Source organism: Streptomyces flavochromogenes, assembly GCF_000717595.1.
Classification (GTDB): domain Bacteria; phylum Actinomycetota; class Actinomycetes; order Streptomycetales; family Streptomycetaceae; genus Streptomyces; species Streptomyces flavochromogenes.
Window position 1 is genome coordinate 120,270 of the sequence record NZ_JNZO01000033.1, and the last position, 21,491, is coordinate 141,760.

The 21,491-nt window shown below is 72.2% G+C and carries 15 protein-coding genes; all 15 read left to right on the forward strand.

What is annotated here, in order from left to right; translation table 11 throughout:
- Positions 1 to 97: 97 nt before the first annotated feature.
- The 15 genes from IF00_RS0133600 (at position 98) to IF00_RS0133670 (ending at position 21,491) form a co-directional block, all read left to right on the forward strand.
- On the forward strand, positions 98 to 883 hold the full coding sequence (locus tag IF00_RS0133600; RefSeq protein ID WP_030324663.1) for a heparin lyase I family protein: 786 nt from the start codon (positions 98 to 100) through the stop codon (positions 881 to 883).
- A 571-nt stretch (positions 884 to 1,454) separates the two neighbouring features.
- Positions 1,455 to 2,933 carry a sugar transferase gene (locus IF00_RS0133605; RefSeq protein ID WP_030324664.1) on the forward strand — a complete coding sequence of 493 codons (1,479 nt, stop codon included), beginning with the start codon at positions 1,455 to 1,457 and terminating at the stop codon, positions 2,931 to 2,933.
- Between the two features lie 73 nt (positions 2,934 to 3,006).
- Positions 3,007 to 4,323 carry a nucleotide sugar dehydrogenase gene (locus tag IF00_RS0133610; protein ID WP_030324666.1) on the forward strand — a complete coding sequence of 439 codons (1,317 nt, stop codon included), beginning with the start codon at positions 3,007 to 3,009 and terminating at the stop codon, positions 4,321 to 4,323.
- A gap of 1 nt (position 4,324) precedes the next feature.
- The gene (locus IF00_RS0133615; protein WP_106975920.1) at positions 4,325 to 5,578 is read left to right on the forward strand and encodes a glycosyltransferase family 4 protein; all 1,254 of its coding nucleotides are present in this window, start codon (positions 4,325 to 4,327) and stop codon (positions 5,576 to 5,578) included.
- Positions 5,575 to 6,972, forward strand: a complete 1,398-nt coding sequence (locus tag IF00_RS0133620) for a Wzz/FepE/Etk N-terminal domain-containing protein (protein WP_030324669.1) — start codon at positions 5,575 to 5,577, stop codon at positions 6,970 to 6,972. Before IF00_RS0133615 ends, IF00_RS0133620 begins: the two co-directional genes overlap by 4 nt.
- Positions 6,969 to 8,525, forward strand: coding sequence for a Wzz/FepE/Etk N-terminal domain-containing protein (locus tag IF00_RS0133625; protein ID WP_030324670.1), 1,557 nt, complete (start codon positions 6,969 to 6,971; stop codon positions 8,523 to 8,525). The genes IF00_RS0133620 and IF00_RS0133625 overlap by 4 nt, the downstream gene beginning before the upstream one ends.
- A 3-nt stretch (positions 8,526 to 8,528) precedes the next feature.
- Complete coding sequence (gene asnB / locus IF00_RS0133630) at positions 8,529 to 10,463, forward strand: asparagine synthase (glutamine-hydrolyzing) (RefSeq protein WP_030324672.1); 1,935 nt, start codon at positions 8,529 to 8,531, stop codon at positions 10,461 to 10,463.
- 16 nt (positions 10,464 to 10,479) lie between these two features.
- Positions 10,480 to 12,660 (forward strand): bi-domain-containing oxidoreductase, encoded by a 2,181-nt coding sequence (locus tag IF00_RS0133635; RefSeq protein WP_030324675.1) that lies wholly within the window; start codon positions 10,480 to 10,482, stop codon positions 12,658 to 12,660.
- Positions 12,657 to 14,618 (forward strand): alginate lyase family protein, encoded by a 1,962-nt coding sequence (locus tag IF00_RS0133640; RefSeq protein ID WP_030324680.1) that lies wholly within the window; start codon positions 12,657 to 12,659, stop codon positions 14,616 to 14,618. The genes IF00_RS0133635 and IF00_RS0133640 overlap by 4 nt, the downstream gene beginning before the upstream one ends.
- 8 nt (positions 14,619 to 14,626) lie before the next feature.
- The gene (locus IF00_RS0133645) at positions 14,627 to 16,228 is read left to right on the forward strand and encodes a right-handed parallel beta-helix repeat-containing protein (RefSeq protein ID WP_030324681.1); all 1,602 of its coding nucleotides are present in this window, start codon (positions 14,627 to 14,629) and stop codon (positions 16,226 to 16,228) included.
- Between the two features lie 73 nt (positions 16,229 to 16,301).
- A complete protein-coding gene (locus IF00_RS0133650) occupies positions 16,302 to 17,522 on the forward strand; it encodes a membrane protein (RefSeq protein WP_030324682.1) in 1,221 nt (406 codons plus the stop codon).
- A gap of 8 nt (positions 17,523 to 17,530) precedes the next feature.
- Positions 17,531 to 18,805 carry a glycosyltransferase family 4 protein gene (locus tag IF00_RS0133655; protein WP_037639670.1) on the forward strand — a complete coding sequence of 425 codons (1,275 nt, stop codon included), beginning with the start codon at positions 17,531 to 17,533 and terminating at the stop codon, positions 18,803 to 18,805.
- Positions 18,806 to 20,041, forward strand: coding sequence for a class I SAM-dependent methyltransferase (locus IF00_RS0133660; protein ID WP_030324684.1), 1,236 nt, complete (start codon positions 18,806 to 18,808; stop codon positions 20,039 to 20,041). It begins immediately after the preceding gene.
- Entirely contained in the window at positions 20,038 to 20,847 is an 810-nt protein-coding gene (locus IF00_RS0133665) for a glycosyltransferase family protein (protein ID WP_030324685.1), read from the forward strand. Before IF00_RS0133660 ends, IF00_RS0133665 begins: the two co-directional genes overlap by 4 nt.
- Positions 20,844 to 21,491, forward strand: coding sequence for a PIG-L deacetylase family protein (locus tag IF00_RS0133670; protein WP_030324688.1), 648 nt, complete (start codon positions 20,844 to 20,846; stop codon positions 21,489 to 21,491). The genes IF00_RS0133665 and IF00_RS0133670 overlap by 4 nt, the downstream gene beginning before the upstream one ends.

The following is a 21,491-nucleotide window of genomic DNA, read 5'->3' on the forward strand; positions in this document are numbered from 1 at the left end:
CACCGAGGCCGGAGGCGCGCGCCGTGGGCGTGAACACCCCCAACACGGCCCAGGCGCGCGCCTCTTGCTGACTCCGCTATCCCCTCGGGAGGAATTCATGCATCACGGCGGCACCCCAGGCGTCCCCCGCGTCTCCCCCTCGGCCATCCTCCGCTCCCCTGCCGATCGGCAGCCGCCGCGCCGGCGGCGCCGGCGGCTGCCGGCCGCCACGGCACTCGCCGCGATGCTCCCGCTCGCCCTGGCGACCCCCGCGCACGCCTCGGTCGAGTGGGACGGCGACGCCGACAACGGCGGCACCGCCGTGTTCGGCGCGGTCCTCTGCGACTCCCCGTCGTACGTCTACCAGCCCGACTGGGGCGACGGCCGCGGGAAGATCTTCGGCTTCACCAAGGCGGTGGGCTCCGAGCGGTGCGAGGGACACGGCCTCGCCGGCCACACCCTCACGTCCGGCCGGACGTACTGGTTCGGCTGGGAGTCCATGACCAAGACCGGCAACGCCCAGACCGTCTTCCAGTGGAAGTCGTGGGGCACCGGTGCCGAGCACGACCAGAACTACCCGGTGATCATGAAGGTCGAGGACAGTCGGCTGAAGATCTGGTACGTCGCTCCGGGCGAGCAGTGGATCCCCATCGGCAACGTCGCCTGGAACCCCGGCACTTGGCACAGGATCGAGCTGGGCATCGACGCCCGCGCCTCGACGGCCGGTTTCGTACTCCTCTACGTGAACGGCCAGTTGGTCGCGGACCACCATGACGCGCGGACCTGGGACCTCAAGGGCAACGTCCCCCGGTGGGGCACCTACGGCTCCACCCTCACCGATGTCGAGTCGGTCCACTGGGTCGACGGGCTGAAGATGGGGACGACGCGGGCCGACGTCGACTGAAACCTGCGGACGGACGGAGTCCGCCTCAACAGGGGGGCGTGCGGAGGCACTTCGGCGAAGGCTAAAGAACAAGCCAAGCATCACCCGGCCGACACCTCCGGATCACCCCCGAATCGGCGGCGCCGGCAACCCGGCGTCACGGCATCGTCACAGGTCACCCGCCACGCCCCCGCCGTCAACACGAAGACGGGCCATCACCCGTCGGTGATTCCACCTTCAAAGGTTCAGCACATTTTGCATACATCCCCTCTCCAGACGGGCCCCGATGCTCTAGATTGACCATGCTTCACAGCTCGGACACCAGGCGACAAACCATGATCTTTCGACCGAGCGTCGGGGACGGCCGTCAACGCCGTCCCCTGTCGCCTGAATGAGCGTGTTCACGTAACGCCGCACCACCGTTACGTGATGCGCGGGGCGGGCGGGGACCCACCCCGATGTGAGGAACAGCGCGGCGCGGGAGGCGGGGGCCTCCCGAGGGGAGGAGCGGCGCGGGGGGCGGGGGTGCCTCCCGGGGGGAGGAACCGTGTGGAGCCAACACGTCGAGCCCACTGAGGCCCTGGGGGGGTCTGTGCAGCAGGGTGAGTTAGTCAGTCCTTTTCCATCGGCGCCCGGGCGCCTGGACAACGGGTCGATCAGCAGGACGACGATCGACTGGGAGCAGCGCTACCGCCGCGCCGTGATCACCAGTGACACCGTGGCCACCGCCCTCGTGGTGGCGGCGATCGGTGGCTTCTTCGGGGTCCGGGACGCCGCCAACTGGCACGAGAAGTGGAGGATCCTGGCCTTCGCCACCGAACTCCTCGTGCTCGCGGCGCTCGCGGTGAGCCGCTCCTGGTCTCCGGCCGTACTCGGCCAGGGCGCCGAGGAGTTCCGCCGGCTCGGACGCTCGCTGTGCACGGCGGCCGTCGTGCTTGCCCTGGTCGGGATCGCCCTGACCTCGCGCAACATCAAACTCTGGATCTTCGTCGCGATACCGGTGATCGCGCTCGTCACCATGACCGAGCGCTATCTGCTCCGTCTCTGGCTCCACAAACAGAGAAAGGAAGGACGGTGTCTGCGTCCGGTGCTCGCTGCCGGGAGCGCGGCCACCGTGCGCGATCTGATCACCCGGACCCGTAAGTTCCCGCACCTCGGCTGGCGCGTGGAGGCGGTGTGCACGGCGGACACACCCGGGCCCGACACCGACCAGGTGGACGGGGTGCCGGTCGTCGGTGAGCTGGCCGACGTGGCGGGGCATGTACGCCGCGACGGCTACCGTGTCGTCGCGGTCACCCCCGATCCGCACTGGTCACCGGACCGGCTGCAGCGGCTGGCCTGGAACCTGGAGGGCAGCGACGCCGAAATGGTCGTGGCCCCGGTGCTCATGGAGGTGGCCGGCCCCCGGCTGCACGTCGACGCGGTGCTCGGCATCCCGCTGCTGCGGGTCAGCATGCCGACCTTCACCGGCGGCCGGCGGGCGGTCAAGGAGGTCGTCGACCGGATGGGCGCGGCGGTCCTGCTGATGCTGTTCGCGCCGCTGATGACGGTGGTCGCGCTGCTCGTACTGGTGGACAGCCGGGGTGGAGCGGTCTACCGCCAGCGCAGGGTAGGCAAGGACGGCCGCGAGTTCACCATTCTCAAGTTCCGCACCATGGTCGTCGGGGCCGACGCGGCACGCGCCGAGCTGGCCCACCGCAACGAGGGCGCCGGCCTGCTGTTCAAGCTCCGCCGCGATCCGCGGGTGACCCGGGTGGGAACGGTGCTGCGCCGGTACTCGCTCGACGAACTGCCGCAGCTCTTCAACGTGCTCACCGGCTCCATGTCGCTGGTCGGCCCGCGGCCTCCGCTGCCGGAGGAGTCCGCCGCGTACGGACCGGACATCCGGAGGCGTCTCCTCGTCAAGCCCGGGCTCACCGGCCTGTGGCAGATCAGCGGACGCAGCGACCTCTCGTGGGAGGAGGCGGTCCGGCTGGATCTGCGGTACGTGGAGGACTGGTCGCTCGCCCTGGACACGGTGATCTTGTGGAAGACGTTCCGTGCGGTGATCCATGGCAAGGGGGCCTACTGATGCGCGGGGAGCGTCGTCAGGTGGGCTCGGGTACGGCAGGCCGCAAGGGCCTGCCCAGGGGGAGGAACAGGGCATGAGAGTCAGCGTTTTCGGGCTCGGCTACGTGGGCTGCGTGTCCGCCGCGTGCCTGGCCAGCCTCGGTCACGAGGTCATCGGAGTGGACGTGAACCAGGTGAAGGTCGACCTGGTCAACGACGGCAAGGCCCCGGTGGTCGAGGAGCGGATCGGCGAGCTCATCGCCGACGTCGTGCGGGCCGGTGCGTTACGCGCCACGCGGGACGTCCACGAGGCGATCATGGGCAGCGACGTGTCGCTGATCTGCGTGGGTACGCCGTCGGAGCCCAACGGCAGCCTGTGCACCACGTACCTGGAGCGGGTCACCGAGGAGATCGGTGCCGCGGTGGCCGAGCGGGGCGGGCGGCAGACCGTCGTGTTCCGCAGCACCATGCTGCCGGGCACCTGCCTGAACCTGCTGGTGCCGATCCTGGAGAAGTTCGCCGGCGGCACGGCCGGGGTGGACTTCGGCGTCGCGGTCAACCCGGAGTTCCTGCGCGAGGGTACGAGCGTGCGGGACTTCTTCGACCCGCCCAAGACCGTCATCGGCGAGCTCGACCCGGCGAGCGGTGACGTCGTGGCGGCGCTGTACGACGGGCTGCCCGGCGAGGTGTTCCGGGTGCCGGTCCCGACGGCCGAGGCGATCAAGTACGCGGACAACGCGTTCCACGGCCTCAAGATCGGCTTCGCGAACGAACTGGGCGCCGTCTGCCGGGCGCTCGGGGTGGACTCGCACCAGGTGATGGACGTGTTCCTGGCCGACCGCAAGCTGAACATCAGTCCCGCCTACCTGCGGCCCGGCTTCGCCTTCGGCGGCTCCTGCCTGCCCAAGGACCTGCGCAGCCTGGTCCACGCGGCGCGGCGGCACGACGTCTCGGTGCCGATCCTCGCCCATGTGCTGCCCTCCAACGCCGACCACCTGCAGCGCGCGGTGGAACTGGTCGAGCGCACCGGCAAGCGCCGGGTGGGCATGTTCGGGCTCTCCTTCAAACCCGGCACCGACGACCTCCGCGAGAGCCCGCTCGTCGAACTGGCGGAGCGGCTCTTCGGCAAGGGGTACGACCTGCGGATCTACGACCCCAACGTCAACCTCTCCCGGCTGCTCGGCGCGAACCGCGAATACATCGAGACCCGGCTGCCGCACCTCGCGCAGCTGCTCGCGGACTCCGTCGACGAGGTACTCGACCATGCCGAGGTGTGCCTGGTCGGGACCGGGGACCCGGCCGTCCTGTCGGCGCTGCCCCATGGCGACGGCCCGGTGATCGTCGATCTCATCCACCTTCCCGACGCCGACGCGCGACGGGCCGAACCGGGGTACGTGGGCCTTGCTTGGTGACATGAACGGGGACGACGGGCCTGCTCGGCGCGCGCTCGTCCTGGTGGAGAACCTGTCGGTGCCCTTCGACCGGCGGGTGTGGCAGGAGTGCACGACCCTGCGCGACGCGGGCTGGGAGGTGCATGTCATCTGCCCTCGCGGTGAGAAGCGGGACACGGAACCGGAGGCGGTGATCGACGGGGTGCGGATCCACCGCTACCCCCTGCGCGCCGCCACCGGCGGTCCGGCCGGCTACCTGCGGGAGTACGGGACGGCCCTGTGGCACACGCTGCGGCTGGCCCGCGAGGTCGGTCCGGTCGACGTGGTCCACGCCTGCAATCCGCCGGACCTGCTGTTCCTGCCGGCCCGGTGGCTGAAGCGGCGCGGGGCGCGGTTCGTCTTCGACCAGCACGACCTCGTGCCCGAGCTGTACCTCTCGCGGTTCGACCGCGGCGAGGACCTGCTCTACCGCGCCGTGTGCGCGCTGGAACGGATGACCTACCGGGCCGCGGACGTCGTGCTCGCCACGAACGAGAGCTACCGGGACGTCGCGCTGCGCCGTGGCGGCCGGCGGCCGGAGGACGTCTTCGTGGTGCGCAGCGCGCCCGACATCGACCGGTTCCACCCGGTGCCGCCCGAGCCGGAACTGAAGCGCGGCAAGCCTCATCTGCTGTGCTACCTCGGTGTCATGGGGCCGCAGGACGGCGTCGACTACGCCTTGCGGGCCCTCGCGAAACTGCGCGACGAGCTCGGGCGTACCGACTGGCACGCGGTGTTCGTCGGCGCCGGCGACGCCTTCGACGCGATGGTCGAGCTGTCACGGCGGCTCGGGCTGTCGGAGCAGGTGGAGTTCACCGGACGCATTCCGGACGCCGACCTGGTGCGCTACCTGTCCACCGCGGACGTGTGCCTCTCCCCCGACCCGCGCAATCCGCTCAACGACGTGTCGACCATGAACAAGGTCCTCGAGTACATGGTGATGGGCCGGCCGATCGTCTCGTTCGACCTCCGCGAGGCGCGGGTCTCCGCCGGTGACGCCGCCGTGTACGCGCCCGCCAACGACGAGGGCGCGTTCGCCGGACTCGTCGCACAGCTCCTCGACGACCCGGAGGAGCGCGCCCGGATGGGCAAGATCGGCCAGGAACGCATCAGCGGGCAGCTCGCCTGGCGGCACTCGCAGCAGTCGCTGCTGGCCGCCTACGCCGCCGCCTGCCGTGGTCGCACCCCCGTGTCGCAGAACGGCCCGGTCCGGACGGGGAGAAGGCCGCGCCGTTGAGCGATGACACCATACGTCTGGTCACGATCGGACGGATCCTCCGTCGGCGTGGGCGGCTTCTCACCATCCTGGCCGTGGTGGGCGCGCTCGTCGGCTACGGCGCCTCCCTGCTGATTCCGCCGCGCTACACGACGTCGGCGTCGGTGCTGCTGCCCGGGGCGTGGGAGGAGCGCGAGCTGCTGACCCAGGCGGAGATCGCGACCAGTTCGGTGGTGGTCGACCGCGCGGCCGCCGCGCTCGGCTGGGCCGGGGTCGACGGCATCGAGCTGCGGGACCGGGTGACCGCCAAGGCCGCCGACGGGAACATCATCAAGATCTCCGGCACGGCCGACACCCCGGAACGCGCACAGCGGCTGTCCGACACGGTCGCCGAGGAGTTCGTCACGTTCGCCGCCCAGATCATGGGCGACAACACCGACCCCGAGGCGGCGGCCCGGCCCGAGGCACTGCGGCAGTCGGTGGCGAAGACCACCCACCGGATCAACGAGCTCGCCGACGAGGCCGGTCCGGGGCGGAGCGTGGAGAGCGTGCAGACCCGTACCGAGCTGGCGAAGCTGCGCACGGCGCTGCAGGAGGCCGTGGACAGGCTGGAGAAGGCCGACACGGCGACCGACCGGCCCGACATGGTCGTCATGGGCCCGGCGGCCCGGCCTGCGGGCGAGGAGCCGCCGACGAGGACGCAGCTCGTCGGCGGCGGGGCGCTGCTGTTCGTCCTGTTCGCGGTCATCGGTCATCTCGCCGCCGCGCGGGTGGGTCGCCGCCTGCGCACCGGGGCGGACATCACCGCGGCACTGGGCTCGACGTTGCTCGGCGCCGTCGACGTGACGGGTGGACGGGCCGCGGACCGGCCGAAGGGCGGGGGCGCCCGGGCCGTGTTCCGCCGGCTGCTCGGTGTCGACGTCCGCTGGGACATACCGTCCCCCGGGGCCTCCGGCGACGACGAGAGCAGGCAGATCCGCTACCGGCGGGTGTGTGCCCGTCTCCGGGACCGGCTGCCGGCCCCCCGGCGGCTGCTCGTCGTCGTCCCGGACGGCGACGAGGTCGCCCGTCGGGCGGCCGCGCAGCTCGTCGCCGAGGCCGAGAACGACTCCTCACCGGACTCCTCGAACAGCGGACTCCTCGTGCTGCACGTCGTGGGGGTCTCGGTGTCCCGGCCGATGGTGCCGGACCGCGCGGGCGAGTCCGGTGCCGTGGTCGTGGTGAGCGCGGGCAGCTGGACGGCGGGCGAACTCGCGGGGATCGCCGAGGCGTGTGCCGACGCCCGGCACGAGGTCGTCGGCACCGTCCTCGCCGGCACGGTCTGGGCCCGCCCGACACGCTCCTCCGGCCGCCCCCGCCGTGCCACCGCGCCGGTGCTCGCGGTCGGCGGCGCCGCGAAGGGCGGTGAACGGTGACGACGCGTACGACACCGGAGTCGTCGGCCCCCGCTCCCCTGCTCGACCTCCAGGTCCTCGTGGTGGCGGTCCGCAGGCGACGCCGCCTCTGGGGCTCCATGGCCCTCATCGGGCTGCTCCTCGGTGTGGCGATGGCCGTGCTGCTGCCGCCACCGCCGACCGCGACGACCAAACTCCTGGTCGCGCATCAGGAGGACCAGCCGAACGACCCCGGAACCCTCATCCGGACCGACGCCGCGCTGCTGCAGACCACCCGGATCGCCGACCAGGCACTGCGGTCCCTCGGCTCCCGGGAGAAGCCCGAGGAGTTCATGGAGGACTACGAGGGCGTCGGGCTGACCAACAACCTGCTGCGGATCGATGTGACGGGTGACAGCGAAGCGGAGGCCGTGGCCCGCGCCCGGGCGCTCGCCGACGCGTTCGTCGCCGACCACGTCAGACGGATAGGGGAAGCGGCCGACGCCGAGTCCAAGGCCCTGCTCGACCAGCGTGACCGGCTGCGGGCCGATCTCGCCCAGGTCGACAAGGCCATCGGCGAGGGATCGTCGGAGAGCGGGCCGAAGGTGTCGGCCGACATGGAGTCGCTCTTCGCCCGCCGGGCCGAACTCACCTCGCAGATATCCGACTTCGGCCGGCGCGCCGCGGAGGCGCGGATCGGCACGCCCCGGCTCGTCTCCGGTACGCAGATCGTGGACGCCCCGCGCGCGGTGCGGCACTCCCTGCCCAGGACCGCCGGCACCAACGCCGCGATCGGGCTCGCCCTGGGGCTCGCGCTCGGGCTCGCGGTGGCCGCGGTCGGCGCGGTGGTGGCGGACCGCCCCGTGCTGCGCCGCGAGATCGCGGCACACCTCGGTGCCTCCGTCATCGCCGAACTTCCCCGCCGGTCACCCCGGTTGTGGCAGCGCCGACGGATCCGGGCGGCCCGGACGAGGCTCACCGCCTCCCTCGCCCGCACCGTGCGCGGCTCCGCCGGACCGGTGTCCCTGCTCGCACTGGGCTCCACGCGCGCCACCACCGGGATCGCCCTGGATCTCGCCGGCGCGCTCGCGGTGGACGGGCCCGTGGCCGTCATCGACGGCCTGCCCGGCCTGCCGCTCACCCATCGCGACCCGAAGCCGGGAGACCCCACCGTGGTCAGCGCCGAGCGGGCCGCTTCCGTCCCGCACCGGCAACGCAGGGTCGGCGTCGGCTCGGTGGCGCCCGGTACGGCGTGGACCGACCTCCAGCACCTCGGCACCCGGACGGTCCTCGTCGTGCGTGCCGGGCACGGCAGCGCCGCATGGCTGCACACCGTGGCGCGACACCTCGCGGACCAGCGCATCGCCGTGATCGGTGTGGTGCTGATCGACCCCGATCCGGGCGACCGTACCGACGGCACGCTGTGGGACGGGCCGCACGCCGCGCCACGGGACGGGGGCGAGCGGCCGGCCCGGCGGAACGGTGGGGGTACCTCCCACGCCGTTCAGGCAGCTGGGGAGGGCCGGCGACGGGCGGAGCGGCTGCCGATGTGGGCGGCGCGGGTCAAGGACAGCGACGACGAGGAGGGGCGGTAGGACATGTGTGGCATCGCAGGCACGTACCGATGGCCGGACGGGAAGGTCGTGACCGACCGGCTCACCGACACTCTCGCGCACCGTGGCCCGGACGGGGCGGGCCGGTACAGCCATCGCGCCGGTGACGGCGAGGTGCACCTGGGGCACCGCAGGCTGGCGATCGTCGACCTGTCGGAGACCGGCGCCCAGCCGATGGTCTCGGGCGGCCTCGTCCTGACCTACAACGGGGAGTTGTACAACGCGCCCGAGCTGCGGGCGGAGCTGGCGGCCGGCGGGGTGCGCTTCCGCGGTACGTCGGACACGGAGGTGCTCCTCGAGGCGTGGCGGCGCTGGGGCACGGACTGTCTGCCCCGGCTGCGCGGCATGTTCGCGTTCGGGATCTTCGACGAGCGCACCGGGGAGCTCGTGCTCGCCCGGGACCAGCTCGGCATCAAGCCGCTGTTCCTGCTGCGGCGCGGCGAGGGACTGGTGTTCGCCTCCGAGCTGAAGGCGCTGGCCGCCGCCACCGGCGGATCACTGCGGGTGGACGACGCGGCGCTGGTGGCCTCGCTGCTGTACTACTGGGTGCCGGACTCGCGGTGCGCGTTCCGCGAGGCGGAGAAGCTGCCGCCGGGGAGCTGGCTGCGCGTCCGGCCCGACGGCCGGGTGGAACGCGGCCGGTACTGGAACCTGAAGGACGTCGCCGCCGAGGGCCGCGAGCGTGCCCGCAGCGGCGAGCTGCCGGACCTGGCCGCCATCGTCGAGGAGTCGACGCGGCGCCATCTGCTCTCCGACGTCCCCGTGGCGACGTTCCTGTCCGGCGGTCTCGACTCCAGCTATCTGACCGCGCTCGCGGCCCGCGACCGACCCGGGATCTCCGCCTACACGATCGGGTTCCGCGCCGAGGACGCCAGGTTCGAGGCGATGCCGGACGACCTGCGCTATGCGCGTCAGGTGGCCGAGCGGTTCGGCGTCGATCTGCACGAGATCGAGATCGCTCCGAACGTGCTCGATCTCCTGCCGCGGATGACGTACCACCTGGACGAGCCGATCGGCGACCCCGCCGCGATCAACACGTTCCTGATCTGCTCGGCCGCGCGGGAGGCCGGAGTCAAGGTGATGCTCTCGGGGATGGGCGCCGACGAGCTGTTCGCCGGATACCGCAAGCACCTGGCCAACCTGATCGCGCTGCGCTACCAGCGCGTCCCGGGTGCGCTGCGGCACGGCCTGTCCGCGGCGGTGGACCGGCTGCCGGTCGCGACGGCCCGCCGGGGATACCGCTCGGTGCGCTTCGCGAAGCGGTTCCTCTCCTTCGCCGATCTGCCGGAGGAGACCGCCTTCCGGCGCAGCTACACCATGTACGACCAGGACGAGCTGCTCGCCCTGGTCGATCCGGATCTCGCCGGGACGGTCGGGGACGTGCTGACCGAGCACGCGGACGTCTACGAGGACAACGACCTCGACGACTTCGTCAACCGCATGTGCCTGGGTGACGCACGGATGTTCCTGCCGGGCCTGAACCTCGCGTACACGGACCGGTCGAGCATGGCCGCGTCGACCGAGGTACGGGTGCCGTACGTGGACGTCGAGGTGGTCAGGGCGGCGTTCGCCGTGCCCGGTGACCGCAAGATCGTCGGACGGCAGGGCAAGGCCGTCCTCAAGGAGGCGGCCACCTCGGTCCTGCCCCGGGAGATCGTGTACCGGCCCAAGGGTCTGTTCAGCGCCCCGCTGCGCGCCTGGATGAGCCGGGACCTGGCACCGCTGGTGCGCGAGGTGGTGAACGACGGCCTGCTCGTACGGAACGGCTTCCTGCGCCGCGACGCGCTGGCGCGGATGGTCGCCGAGGACGCGGCCGGACAGCGGGACTTCTCCAAGCATCTCTGGCATGTGCTGACCCTCGAGTACTGGTATCGCGGCGCGACCTCCGGGTCCGGCCGGGACACGCTCGAGAAGGCTTAGAAACAAGGGGACTTCGGTGAAACAGGTTGTACAGAACTACAAGTCCGGCGAACTCGCGGTGCTCGACGTGCCGGTGCCGGGGTGCAAGCCGGGGGGTGTGCTCGTCCGCACGTCCTACTCGCTGATATCGACCGGGACCGAGCTGATGAAGGTCTCCGAGGCCGGCATGTCGATGCTGGGCAAGGCCCGTTCCCGGCCGGACCAGGTGGCCAAGGTCATGCAGAGCGTGGCCACCAACGGGATTCCCGCCACCTACCAGAAGGTGATGGGCAAGCTCGACTCCTACACGCCGCTGGGCTATTCGCTGTGCGGGGTGGTCGAGCAGGTCGGCCCCGGTGTCGACGACGTGAAGGTCGGCGACGTCGTGGCCTGCGCCGGCAACGAGCACGCCCTGCACGCCGAGCTGAACTGGGTGCCGAAGAACCTCTACGCCAAGGTGCCGGACGGGCTCGCGCCGCGGCACGCGGCCTTCGGCACCGTCGGGTCGATCGCGATGCAGGGCGTCCGGCAGGGCGAACCGCAGCTCGGCGAGGTGGCGCTCGTCATCGGCCTCGGACTGATCGGGCAGCTGGTCGTGCAGCTCCTCACCGCCTCGGGGGTCCGCGTCGTCGGGGCCGACCCCGACCCGGCGCGCTGTGAGCTCGCCGAGCGCCTGGGCGCCGTGGCCTGCGGCGATCCCGGGTCCACGGCCATCGAGGCCGCCGTCGCCGAACTCACCGACGGTCACGGGGTGGACCAGGTGTACCTGGCCGCGGGCGGCGGCAGCAACCAGCCCGTCGAGCTGGCCGCCCGGCTGTGCCGGGACCGCGGCCGGGTCGTCGACATCGGCAAGTGCCGTCTGGACCTGCCGTGGAACGCGTACTACGAGAAGGAGCTGGACGTCCGGTTCTCCCGCTCGTACGGCCCCGGGCGCTACGACCCGGAGTACGAGCTCGAAGGGCGGGACTACCCGATCGGGTACGTCCGGTGGACCGAGCGCCGCAACCTGGCCTGCTTCCTCGATCTCATGGCCCGCGGCCGGGTCGACGTGGAGCCCCTGGTCTCCCACGTCGCCGACTTCGACGACGCCGTCGACACCTACCGGCGGCTGAAGGACGGCGACCTGAAGGCCGTGGCGGTGCTGTTCCGGTACCCCGAGGAGAAGGGGAAGGCCCCGGCCCCGGCGGTGGCCGTGCCCGCGGTGCGCCGCGGCGCCGGAGGCCCCGCCCCGGCCCGGCCGGCGAAGACGCCGGTGCGTCTCGCGTTCGTCGGCGCGGGGAACTACGCGACGTCGATGCTACTGCCGCACCTGGTCGGGCGCGACGGCGTCGAGCTGTCCACCGTCGTCACCACGACGGCGTTGTCCGCGGCCAACGCGCAGCGGAAGTTCGGCTTCGCCGAGGCGACCACGGATCTCGACGCCGTGCTCGGCGACCCGTCCGTCGACGCGGTCTTCGTCGTCACCCGTCACAGCTCGCATGCCGAACTGACCCGCAAGGCGCTCCTCGCCGGCAAGACGGTGTTCGTGGAGAAGCCGCTCGCCCTCTCCGAGGACGAGCTGGCCGGGGTCCTCGCGGCGGTGGAGGAGTCCGGCAACGACCGGCTTCAGGTGGGGTTCAACCGCCGCTTCGCGCCGCTGCTGCAGGAGGCGAGGACACGGTTCGGTGTCCGGACCGGTCCGGCGAACCTCCGCTACCTGGTCAACGCGGGCCGGCTGCAGCACGGCAGCTGGTACCTCCAGCAGGGCACCGAGGGCTCGCGGTTCGCCGGCGAGGGCGGACACTTCATCGACACGGCGAGCTGGCTGCTCGGCGCCGACCCGGTCTCGGTGTACGCGGTGGCCACGTCCGGCGACGACGACCTGCAGGTCGTGCTGCGCTACCGGGACGGGTCCACCGCCACCATCAGTTACGTCACCACCGGGCCGTCCAGCTTCCCCAAGGAGACGCTGGACCTCGTCGCGGACGGCAAGGTGCTGCGGCTCGACGACTTCGTCCGTGCCTCGGTCTACGGGAGCAAGCGCTGGGTCAGCTCGCGGCTGCCCCAGGCCAGGGACAAGGGTCAGAACGCCGAACTGGCCGCGTTCGTCAGGGCGGTGCGGACCGGCGGGCCGATGCCGGTGCCGCTGGAGTCGCTGGTCGCCACCACGGCGGCCACCCTCGCCGTGCGGGCCGGCCTTGCCGGCGGCGCGCCGGTGACCTTGGCGGGGGCTCGATGAGCATGAGCGCGGGCTGGTACCTCCGGCGCCTGTCCCGGATGGGACCGCAGGAGGTCGGCGGCCGGCTGGCCGACACGGTGCGCAGGCGGCGCTGGCGGTCGGCGCTTCCGGACGCGCCGAGCGTGACGGGTGCCCGGTTCACGGCCGTCCTGCCCGCCGGGACCATCGCCGCGGTGCCGCCGGACGCGGCGAAGCGGCTGGTCGCCGAGGCGGACCGGCTGATGGCCGGGCACGCCGAGTACTTCGGGGTGCACCGCGACGACCTGACCGACCCGGACTGGTGGTACGACCCGAAGACCGGGCGCCGGGCTCCGTGGGGATACGCCTTCGACGTGCCGTACCGGAAGGAGGAGACGGTCGGGGACATCAAGCAGATCTGGGAGCTGTCCCGGCACCAGTACCTCACCGTGCTCGCCGCCGCCTACGCGGTCACCGGGGACGAGCGGTACGCCGAGCGGGTGGACAAGCACCTGCGGCTGTGGTGGGCGGCCAACGCGCCGCTGCGCGGAGTGCACTGGATCAGCGGCATCGAGCTGGGGATCCGGCTGCTGTCCTGGGTGTGGATCCGGCGGCTGCTCGACGGCTGGGCGGGCGCGGCCGCGCTGTTCGAGGACAACCCGGTGGCGCGGAAGCAGATCTGGCACCACCAGCGCTGGCTGGCCGCCTTCCCCAGCCGGGGGTCCTCGGCGAACAACCACGTCATCGCCGAGGCCGCCGGTCAGCTCGCCGCGGCCTGCGCGTTCGGGTGGTTCCCCTCGTCGGCGCGCTGGCGGGCCGACGCGATGCGGTCCCTGGACCGGCATCTGCGGAGCAACACGTTCGGCTCCGGACTCAACCGCGAACTGGCCACCGAGTACCACGGGCTCGTGCTCGAACTCGGCCTGGCCGCGGTGGCAGAGGCGGATGCCGCGGGCGTGGCGGTCCCCCCGACGGTCCGCCTGGTGCTGCTGCGGATGACCGACGCCCTCGCCGCCGTCGTGGACGGGCGGTTACGGCCGCCGCGCCAGGGCGACGCGGACGACGGGCACGGTCTGATCGTGGACGGCGCGGGCACCGACCGCTGGGCCTCGCTCCTCGCCACCGGGGACGCCGTGTTCGGCCGGCTCGACTGGTGGCCGGAGGTGACCGGCACCGATGTGCGGACCCCGCTGCTCGCCGCGCTCGTCCGGCCGTACGCGAGGAAGGGACAGGCTGTGGGCCGCCCGGCGAGCCGGCCGGCCCACTTCGCCGACGCGGGCATGACGATCCTGCGCGGTCCCGAGGAGATCTGGTGCCGCTGCGACGGCGGCCCGCACGGGTTCCTGTCCATCGCCGCGCACGCCCACGCGGACGCGCTCTCCGTGGAGGTCCGGCACGACGGGGTGGACGTGCTCGCCGACCCGGGGACGTTCTGCTACCACGGGCAGCCCGAGTGGCGGCAGTACTTCCGGTCGACCCTCGGCCACAACACCCTGCAGTGGGACGGCGGCGACCAGTCCGTCTCGGGCGGCCCGTTCCTGTGGACCCGGCATGCCCGCACCCGCGTCCTGGTCGCGGACCCTTCCTTCGCCACCACCGGGGGGACGGCCCGCTGGTGCGCCGAGCACGACGGCTACCAGCGCTCCGTGCACCGCCGCCGGGTGGAGCTGACCCCCGCGAGCCGGGAGGTCCGCGTGGTGGACGAGGTCCGCGGCGACTCCGGGGCCGTACGCCTGGCGTTCCACCTGGGTCCGGCGATCTCCGCGGACCTGTCGGGGAACCGGGCGGTGCTCGCCTGGACCCGGGACGGCGAGGACCGCTCGGCGGTGCTCGACCTGCCCGGGGAGCTGTCCTGGCGGGCGCATCGCGGGGAGACCCACCCGCCGCTGGGCTGGTACTCCGCCGGCTTCGGGCGCAAGGAACCCGCCACCACGCTGGTCGGCACCGGCTTCGCCGACGGCGTGGCCGGGTTCACCACCGTGCTCGGGTTCCGCGGCTAGGGGGGCGCGTGGGGATCAGGGGGCGGTACGGGGCGTGGACGGTGGCACCGCTGACGGTGGTCCTGCTGGTGGCGTCCGGCTGCACGGGCACGCCGGCCGCCCCGGCGAAAGCGACCGGTGGCCACGCCGGGTCCGGGGCGTCCGCCTCCCCCGAAGCGTCCGCCTCCCCCTCTGTCCCCGGAGCGTCCGACGCGTCCGCAGCGCCCTCCGCCTCCCCGGCCCGGGTCTGCGACCGGCCCGCCGCCGGGCCGGTGAAGCCGCCGCCGGGCGCGGTGACGGTCGACCCCGCGGTCGTCGGCGACCTGGCCGCCAAGACCGAGAACAGCCCCCCGCACACCACGTTCTGGCTCCGCCCGGGCAAGCACACCCTGGAGCCGGACCCCTATGCCCAGGTCATGGCCAAGGAGGGCAACCGCTACCTCGGCGCGCCGGGCGCGGTGCTCGACGGCCGGAGGATCAACCAGTACGCGTTCAGCGGCACCGCCCGCGACGTCACCATCCGGTACCTGACCGTGGAGCGTTTCATCGCGCCGCACGACGAGGGCGTGGTCAACCACGACATGGCCGACGGGTGGGTGATCGAGCACGCGACCATCCAGAACAACTCCGGGGCCGGGCTGATGGCCGGTGCGCGCCAGCGGGTCCGCGCCAGCTGTCTGCGCGACAACGGCCAGTACGGCATGAACGCCTACAAGACCGGCGACAGCATCCGCGGCCTGGTGGTCGAGGGCAACGAGATCGTGGGCAACAACACCGACGACTGGGAGCGGCGGCAGCCGGGCTGCGGCTGCACCGGCGGCATCAAGTTCTGGGCCGTCGACGGCGCCGACGTACGCGGCAACTGGGTGCACGACAACCGCGGGACCGGACTGTGGGCCGACAACAACAACAACGACTTCCGTATCGAGGACAACCTGATCGAGTCCAACGACGGTGCCGCGCTGATGTACGAGACGAGCTACAACGCGGTCGTCCGCAACAACACGATCCGGCGGAACAACTGGGTCGAGGGCCGCGCGTACGCCGGGGACGGCGACGACTTCCCGTACGCGACCGTCTACGTGTCCGAGGCCGGCGGTGAACCACGGGTCCCGGCCCGCACGGACAGGATCGAGATCTACGGGAACGTGCTGGAGAACAACTGGAACGGGATCACCCTGTGGGAGAACGCCGACCGGTTCTGCAACAGCCCGGCCAACACGTCGACCGGGTACTGCACGTTGCTGGTGAAGGACACCCGCCGCTGCGCGCGGCCGGCGATCGCCACCGCGCCGCTCTACGGCGACTGCCGGTGGAAGACGCAGCGGGTCGACATCCACGGCAACCGCTTCGTCCTCGACCCGTCCGTGGTCGGGTGCGCGGCGGAGTGCGGGCGCATGGCGGTGTTCGCCAACGACGGCACATCGCCGGACTGGTCGCCGTACAAGGGCAGGCGGGTGGCCGAGGCGATCACCCATCAGCAGCAGAACCGCTGGCACGGCAACGTCTACCGCGGCCCGTGGAGCTTCGTCGCCGGCGACCCGAGCCGGGCGCTGGACTCCCGGCAGTGGCAGGGCACGCCGTACCGACAGGACGCGGGCAGCGACTTCGGCCCCCGGGCCGGTGGTTGAGGTGGACGAGGACCTGAGGAGCGACCGGCTGCCGGGTGGATCGGACACGGCGAGCGCACGATCCGCCGCCGCAATGAGCCCGGGCGGCACACCGAAGGCCGTCGGGATCGTCTGGGCGCTGCTGGGCCTCAACACACTCGGCTCGGCAGGGGCGAAGACCGTCGTCGCGATCCCCCGCTCCCTCATCCAGATGGCCACCATGGGTGCGCTGGTCGCGGCGTTCGCGCTGGCCCTGGCGCTCAATCCCCGGCTGCGCATCCGGCCCAGCGCCTTCCTGTTCCTGCTCACACTGCTGGTCGTGCCGAGCCTGATCGCCAGCGTGCAGCTGGAGGTCGAGTTCGGCGCGCTGTTCCGCTGCGCCCGGCTGGCGCTCTTCGTCGGCACGCTGTGGCTGCTCAGCCGCTGGTGGGACGGCGGCCTGACGTTCGTCCGCCACCACATCCGGATGTACTTCGCGGTCCTCGTCCTGGTGGCCGCGGGCCTGGCCGTCTCACCGGCCACGGCCATGCCCGAGTACTACGGCGGGCGGCTGGTCGGCGCGTTGTGGCCGCTCACCCCGCCGCAGATCGGGCAGTACGCCGCGGTGGTCATCGGGCTCGCCGTGCTGCTCCTGCTCGGCCGCCGGACCACCGGGGCCGGTGCCGCGGTGGTCATCGTGCCGTCCCTCGTACTGCTCGCGATGACCCACACCCGGACGGCCACGCTCGGTCTCCTCATCGGTCTCGTGCTCGCGATCGGCTCGCTCGTCCTGACGAGCGCCGCGGCCCGCCGGTTCTTCGCCTGGGCGGTGCTGTGCGCCACGGTGGCCGCCGTGGTGTTCAGCTCCGCGCTGCGGGCCTGGTTCCTGCGCGGGCAGAGCCAGGAGAACTTCGCCAACCTGACCGGGCGGGCCAAGGTCTGGGACGCGCTCCTCGCGGCGCCCCGGACGACCGGGGAGAAGGTGTTCGGCACGGGCCTGGGCGACAAGTCGTTCGACGGGCTCCCGATCGACAACAGCTGGCTGGCCGTCTACGACGAGCAGGGGCTGATCGGCGTCACCCTCGTGGCGGCGGTCGTCCTCGTGCTCGGCGGTGTCGCGCTGCTGCGGCCGCCGTCGCTGCCGAGGGCCTGCGCGATCTTCCTGATCGGCTACTGCGGGATCTCGTCGTACACCGAGGTGGGCCTCGGCGACGCCTCGGCCTATCTGCTCCATCTGGCCCTGGCCGCCTCGCTCCTCGCGCTCCCCGCCCCGGCCACACCCCTCCCGACGCACGACATCCCCCGACGCCGTAACCCGCTCTGGGCCAGGAGGTGACCCCGAACATGCATGTCCTAGTGGTCCACAACCGCTACTCCTCGGCACAGCCGAGCGGGGAGAACAGGGTCGTCGACGAAGAGGTGGGGCTGCTGCGCGCGGCCGGCCACCGGGTCGACCTGTTCGAGCGGCGCAGTGACGACATCGCGGCCCGCTCCCTGCCGGGGAAGGTCGCGGTGCCGCTCCTCGTGCCGTGGAACCCGAAGGCCCGCGCGGAGCTCACCGCCCGCCTCCGCGCCGACCGGCCGGACGTGGTGCACGTCCACAACGTGTTCCCGCTCCTGTCGCCCTCGGTGCTCGCCGCCTGCGCGGACGCCGGCGTGCCCGTCGTCGCCACGCTGCACAACTACACCCAGGTCTGCCCGCCCGGCACCCTGCACCGGGACGGCCGGCAGTGCACCGAGTGCGTCGGGCCGGCGCTGCCGCTGCCCGCCGTCCGGCACGGCTGCTACCGGAACTCCCGGCTGGCGACGGTGCCTCTCGCGGTCAGCCTGTCGGTGAACCGGCGCCGTTGGTGGTCCGGCGTGGAGCGGTTCCTCTGCATCTCCGCGGCGCAGCGGGACGTCCTTGTGCGGTCCGGCATGCCGGCCGAGCGGCTCGCCGTGAAGCACAACTTCGTGCCCGACCCGGGCGCCGTACGGACGGACGCCGGCGAGCAGCTGCTCTTCCTCGGCCGGCTCGCGGACGCCAAGGGCATACGGCTGCTCATGGCGGCGTGGGACCAGGTCGCCGCGGACGGCGGCGTGGGCGTGCCGCTCGTGATCGCCGGGGCGGGGCCGCTGGAGCGCGAGGTGACCGCCTGGGCGGCGGGCCGGCAGGACGTCCGGTACGCGGGCCTGTGGGACCCGGCGGAGTGCCGGCGGGCCGTCGCGCGGTCGGTGGCCGTGCTGGCTCCGTCGCTGGCCATGGAGACCTTCGGCCTGGTGGTCGCGGAGGCGATGGCGGCGGGGGTCCCGGCCGTCGCCGCCGCTCACGGCGCCTTCGTCGAACTCGTCGAGGACGGGGTGACCGGTCTGCTGCACACGCCGGGCGATCCCGCCTCGCTCGCGTCCCGCATCCGCCGGATCGCGGCGGAGCCGGACCGCAACCGGGAGATGGGCGAGGCGGCCCGGCGCCGTTACGAGAAGGGGTTCAGCCCGTCCGTGGGCCTGGACCGCCTTCTGGAGGAGTACCGCACCGCGATCGCGGTGGGGTCGGGCGGCGGGCACAGCACGCCGCCGGCACGGAACGAAGAAGCCGGCTCGTCGCGGGGCACCCGCGCGAGCGGAGATGGGGGGAAGTAGATGACACGATGCCGACTCTGCGGCTCGGCGGCGCTGGCCAGCGTCGTCGATCTGGGGGCGACTCCGCCGTGCGAGAGCTTTCTCGCCGCGGACCGACTGGACCAGCCGGAGCCCGCGTACCCGCTGCACCTGCGGGTCTGTACCGACTGCTGGCTCGCGCAGATCCCGCCGCTGATCACGCCGGAGGAGACCTTCCAGGAGTACGCGTACTTCTCCTCGTACTCGACCTCCTGGGTGGAGCACGCGCGCACGTTCGTCACCGACGCCGTACGGCGGGTCGGGCTCGGCCCCGACGCCTTCGTGGTCGAGGTCGCGAGCAATGACGGATACCTGCTGAAGCACGTGGTGGACCGGGGGATCCGCTGCCTCGGCATCGAGCCGTCGGTGAACGTCGGTGCCGCGGCGCGGGACGCGGGTGTGCCCACGCTCACCGAGTTCCTGTCCCCGCAGACCGCCTCGGCCGTCCGCGCCGAGCACGGGCCGGCGGACCTGGTCGTCGCCAACAACGTGTACGCGCACATCCCCGACGTGGTCGGCTTCACCGAAGGGCTGCGCGCCCTGGTCGCCGACGACGGCTGGGTCTCCATCGAGGTGCAGCACCTGCTGACCCTGATCGAGGAGAACCAGTACGACACGATCTACCACGAGCACTTCCAGTACTACACGGTCGCGTCCGCCGCCCGGGCGCTCGCGAGCGGCGGGCTCACGCTCGTGGACGTCGAGCTGCTGCCCACACACGGCGGATCCATCCGGCTGTGGGCACGGCCGGACGAGGTCGCCGGCGAGCCGAGCCGCCGGGTGGCCGAGGTGCTCGACCGGGAGAAGGCCGCCGGGCTCCAGGAGCTGTCCGGATACGCGGAGTTCTCCGCCCGGGTGGCCAAGGTGCGCCGGGACCTCCTGCGGTTCCTCATCGACGTCGCCGAGCGCGGCGAGACGGTCGTCGGCTACGGCGCCCCGGGCAAGGGCAACACCCTGCTCAACCACTGCGGCATCCGGCCCGACCTGCTCGCCTACACGGTCGACCGCAACCCCTACAAGCACGGCCGGTTCACGCCGGGCACCCGCATCCCGGTCCTGCCGCCCGAGCGGATAGCCGCCGACCGGCCGGACTACGTCCTCGTCCTCCCGTGGAACCTGCGGGACGAGCTGGTCGAGCAACTGTCCTTCGTGCACGAGTGGGGCGGCCGGCTGGTCTTCCCCATCCCGGAACTCAGCATCGTCGAGGTGAAGCCGTGAAGGTCGTACTGTTCTGCGGCGGTTATGGACTGCGTATGCGCAGCGGAGCCTCCGACGACATCCCCAAGCCGATGGCGATGGTCGGCCCCCGCCCGCTGATCTGGCACGTGATGCGCTACTACGCGTCCTTCGGGCACACGGAGTTCATCCTGTGCCTCGGGTACGGGGCCCATCACATCAAGGACTTCTTCCTCCACTACGAGGAGACCACGTCCAACGACTTCGTGCTGCGGGGCGGGAAGACCGAGCTGCTCTCCACCGACATCGCCGACTGGACGATCACGTTCGCGCAGACCGGCATCGAGTCGCCGATCGGGGAGCGGCTGCGCCGGGTGCGGCACCACCTGGACGGCGACGAGATGTTCCTCGCCAACTACGCCGACGTGCTCACCGACGCCCCGCTGCCGGAGATGATCGAGCGGTTCTCCCGGCGCGACGCCGGCGCGTCGATGATGGTGGTGCCGCCGCAGTCCTCGTTCCACTGCGTGGACCTGGGTGAGGACGGTCTCGTGGGGGGCATCACGGCGGTCGCCGACATGCCGCTGTGGGAGAACGGTGGCTACTTCGTGCTTCGCCAGGAGGTCTTCGACCACATACCGGAGAACGGTGACCTGGTCGCCGACGGCTGCTCCCAACTGGCCAAGCGTGGACGGCTGGTGGCGTACCAGCACCGCGGCTTCTGGAAGCCGACCGACACCGTGAAGGAGCGGGCCGCGCTCGACGCCGCGTACACCCGGGGCGACCGCCCGTGGGCGGTGTGGGAGCGGGACGGCGTGGGCACGGGCGCGCCGGTGAGGACCGCGTGATCCGGCTCGGCTCCGGGAGCCTCGACCGGATCGTCGCGGTGGGGGCGCACTGCGACGACATCGCCATCGGAGCCGGCGGCACGCTGCTCACGATGTGCCTCGCGCGGCCGGGCACACGGGTCGACGCCCTGGTGCTCTCCGGCGGCGGCGGCGAGCGCGAGGAGGAGGAGCGGGCCGCGCTCGCCGCCTTCTGCCCGGGGGCCGACCTGCGGCTGACCGTGCTCAAGCTGCCGGACGGCCGGCTGCCCGCGCACTGGGAGGAGGCCAAGTCCGCGGTCGAGGAGCTGCGCGCCCGGACCGAGCCCGACGTGGTCCTCGCGCCGCGTACCGATGACGCGCACCAGGACCATCGCGGCCTGGCGCGACTGCTTCCCACCGCGTTCCGCGACCATCTCGTGCTCGGCTACGAGATCGTCAAGTGGGACGGCGATCTCGGCCGTCCGGCGGCGTACCAGCCGCTGTCGCCGGAGATCGCCGAACGGAAGGTGCGGCTGTTGCAGGAGCACTACCCCTCACAACGGCACCGTCCCTGGTACGACCGGGAGGCCTTCCTCGGCCTGGCCCGGATCCGCGGTATCGAATGCCACGCGCGGTACGCAGAGGCGTTCGCCGTCACCAAACTCACTCTCGATCTGGGGGAATGA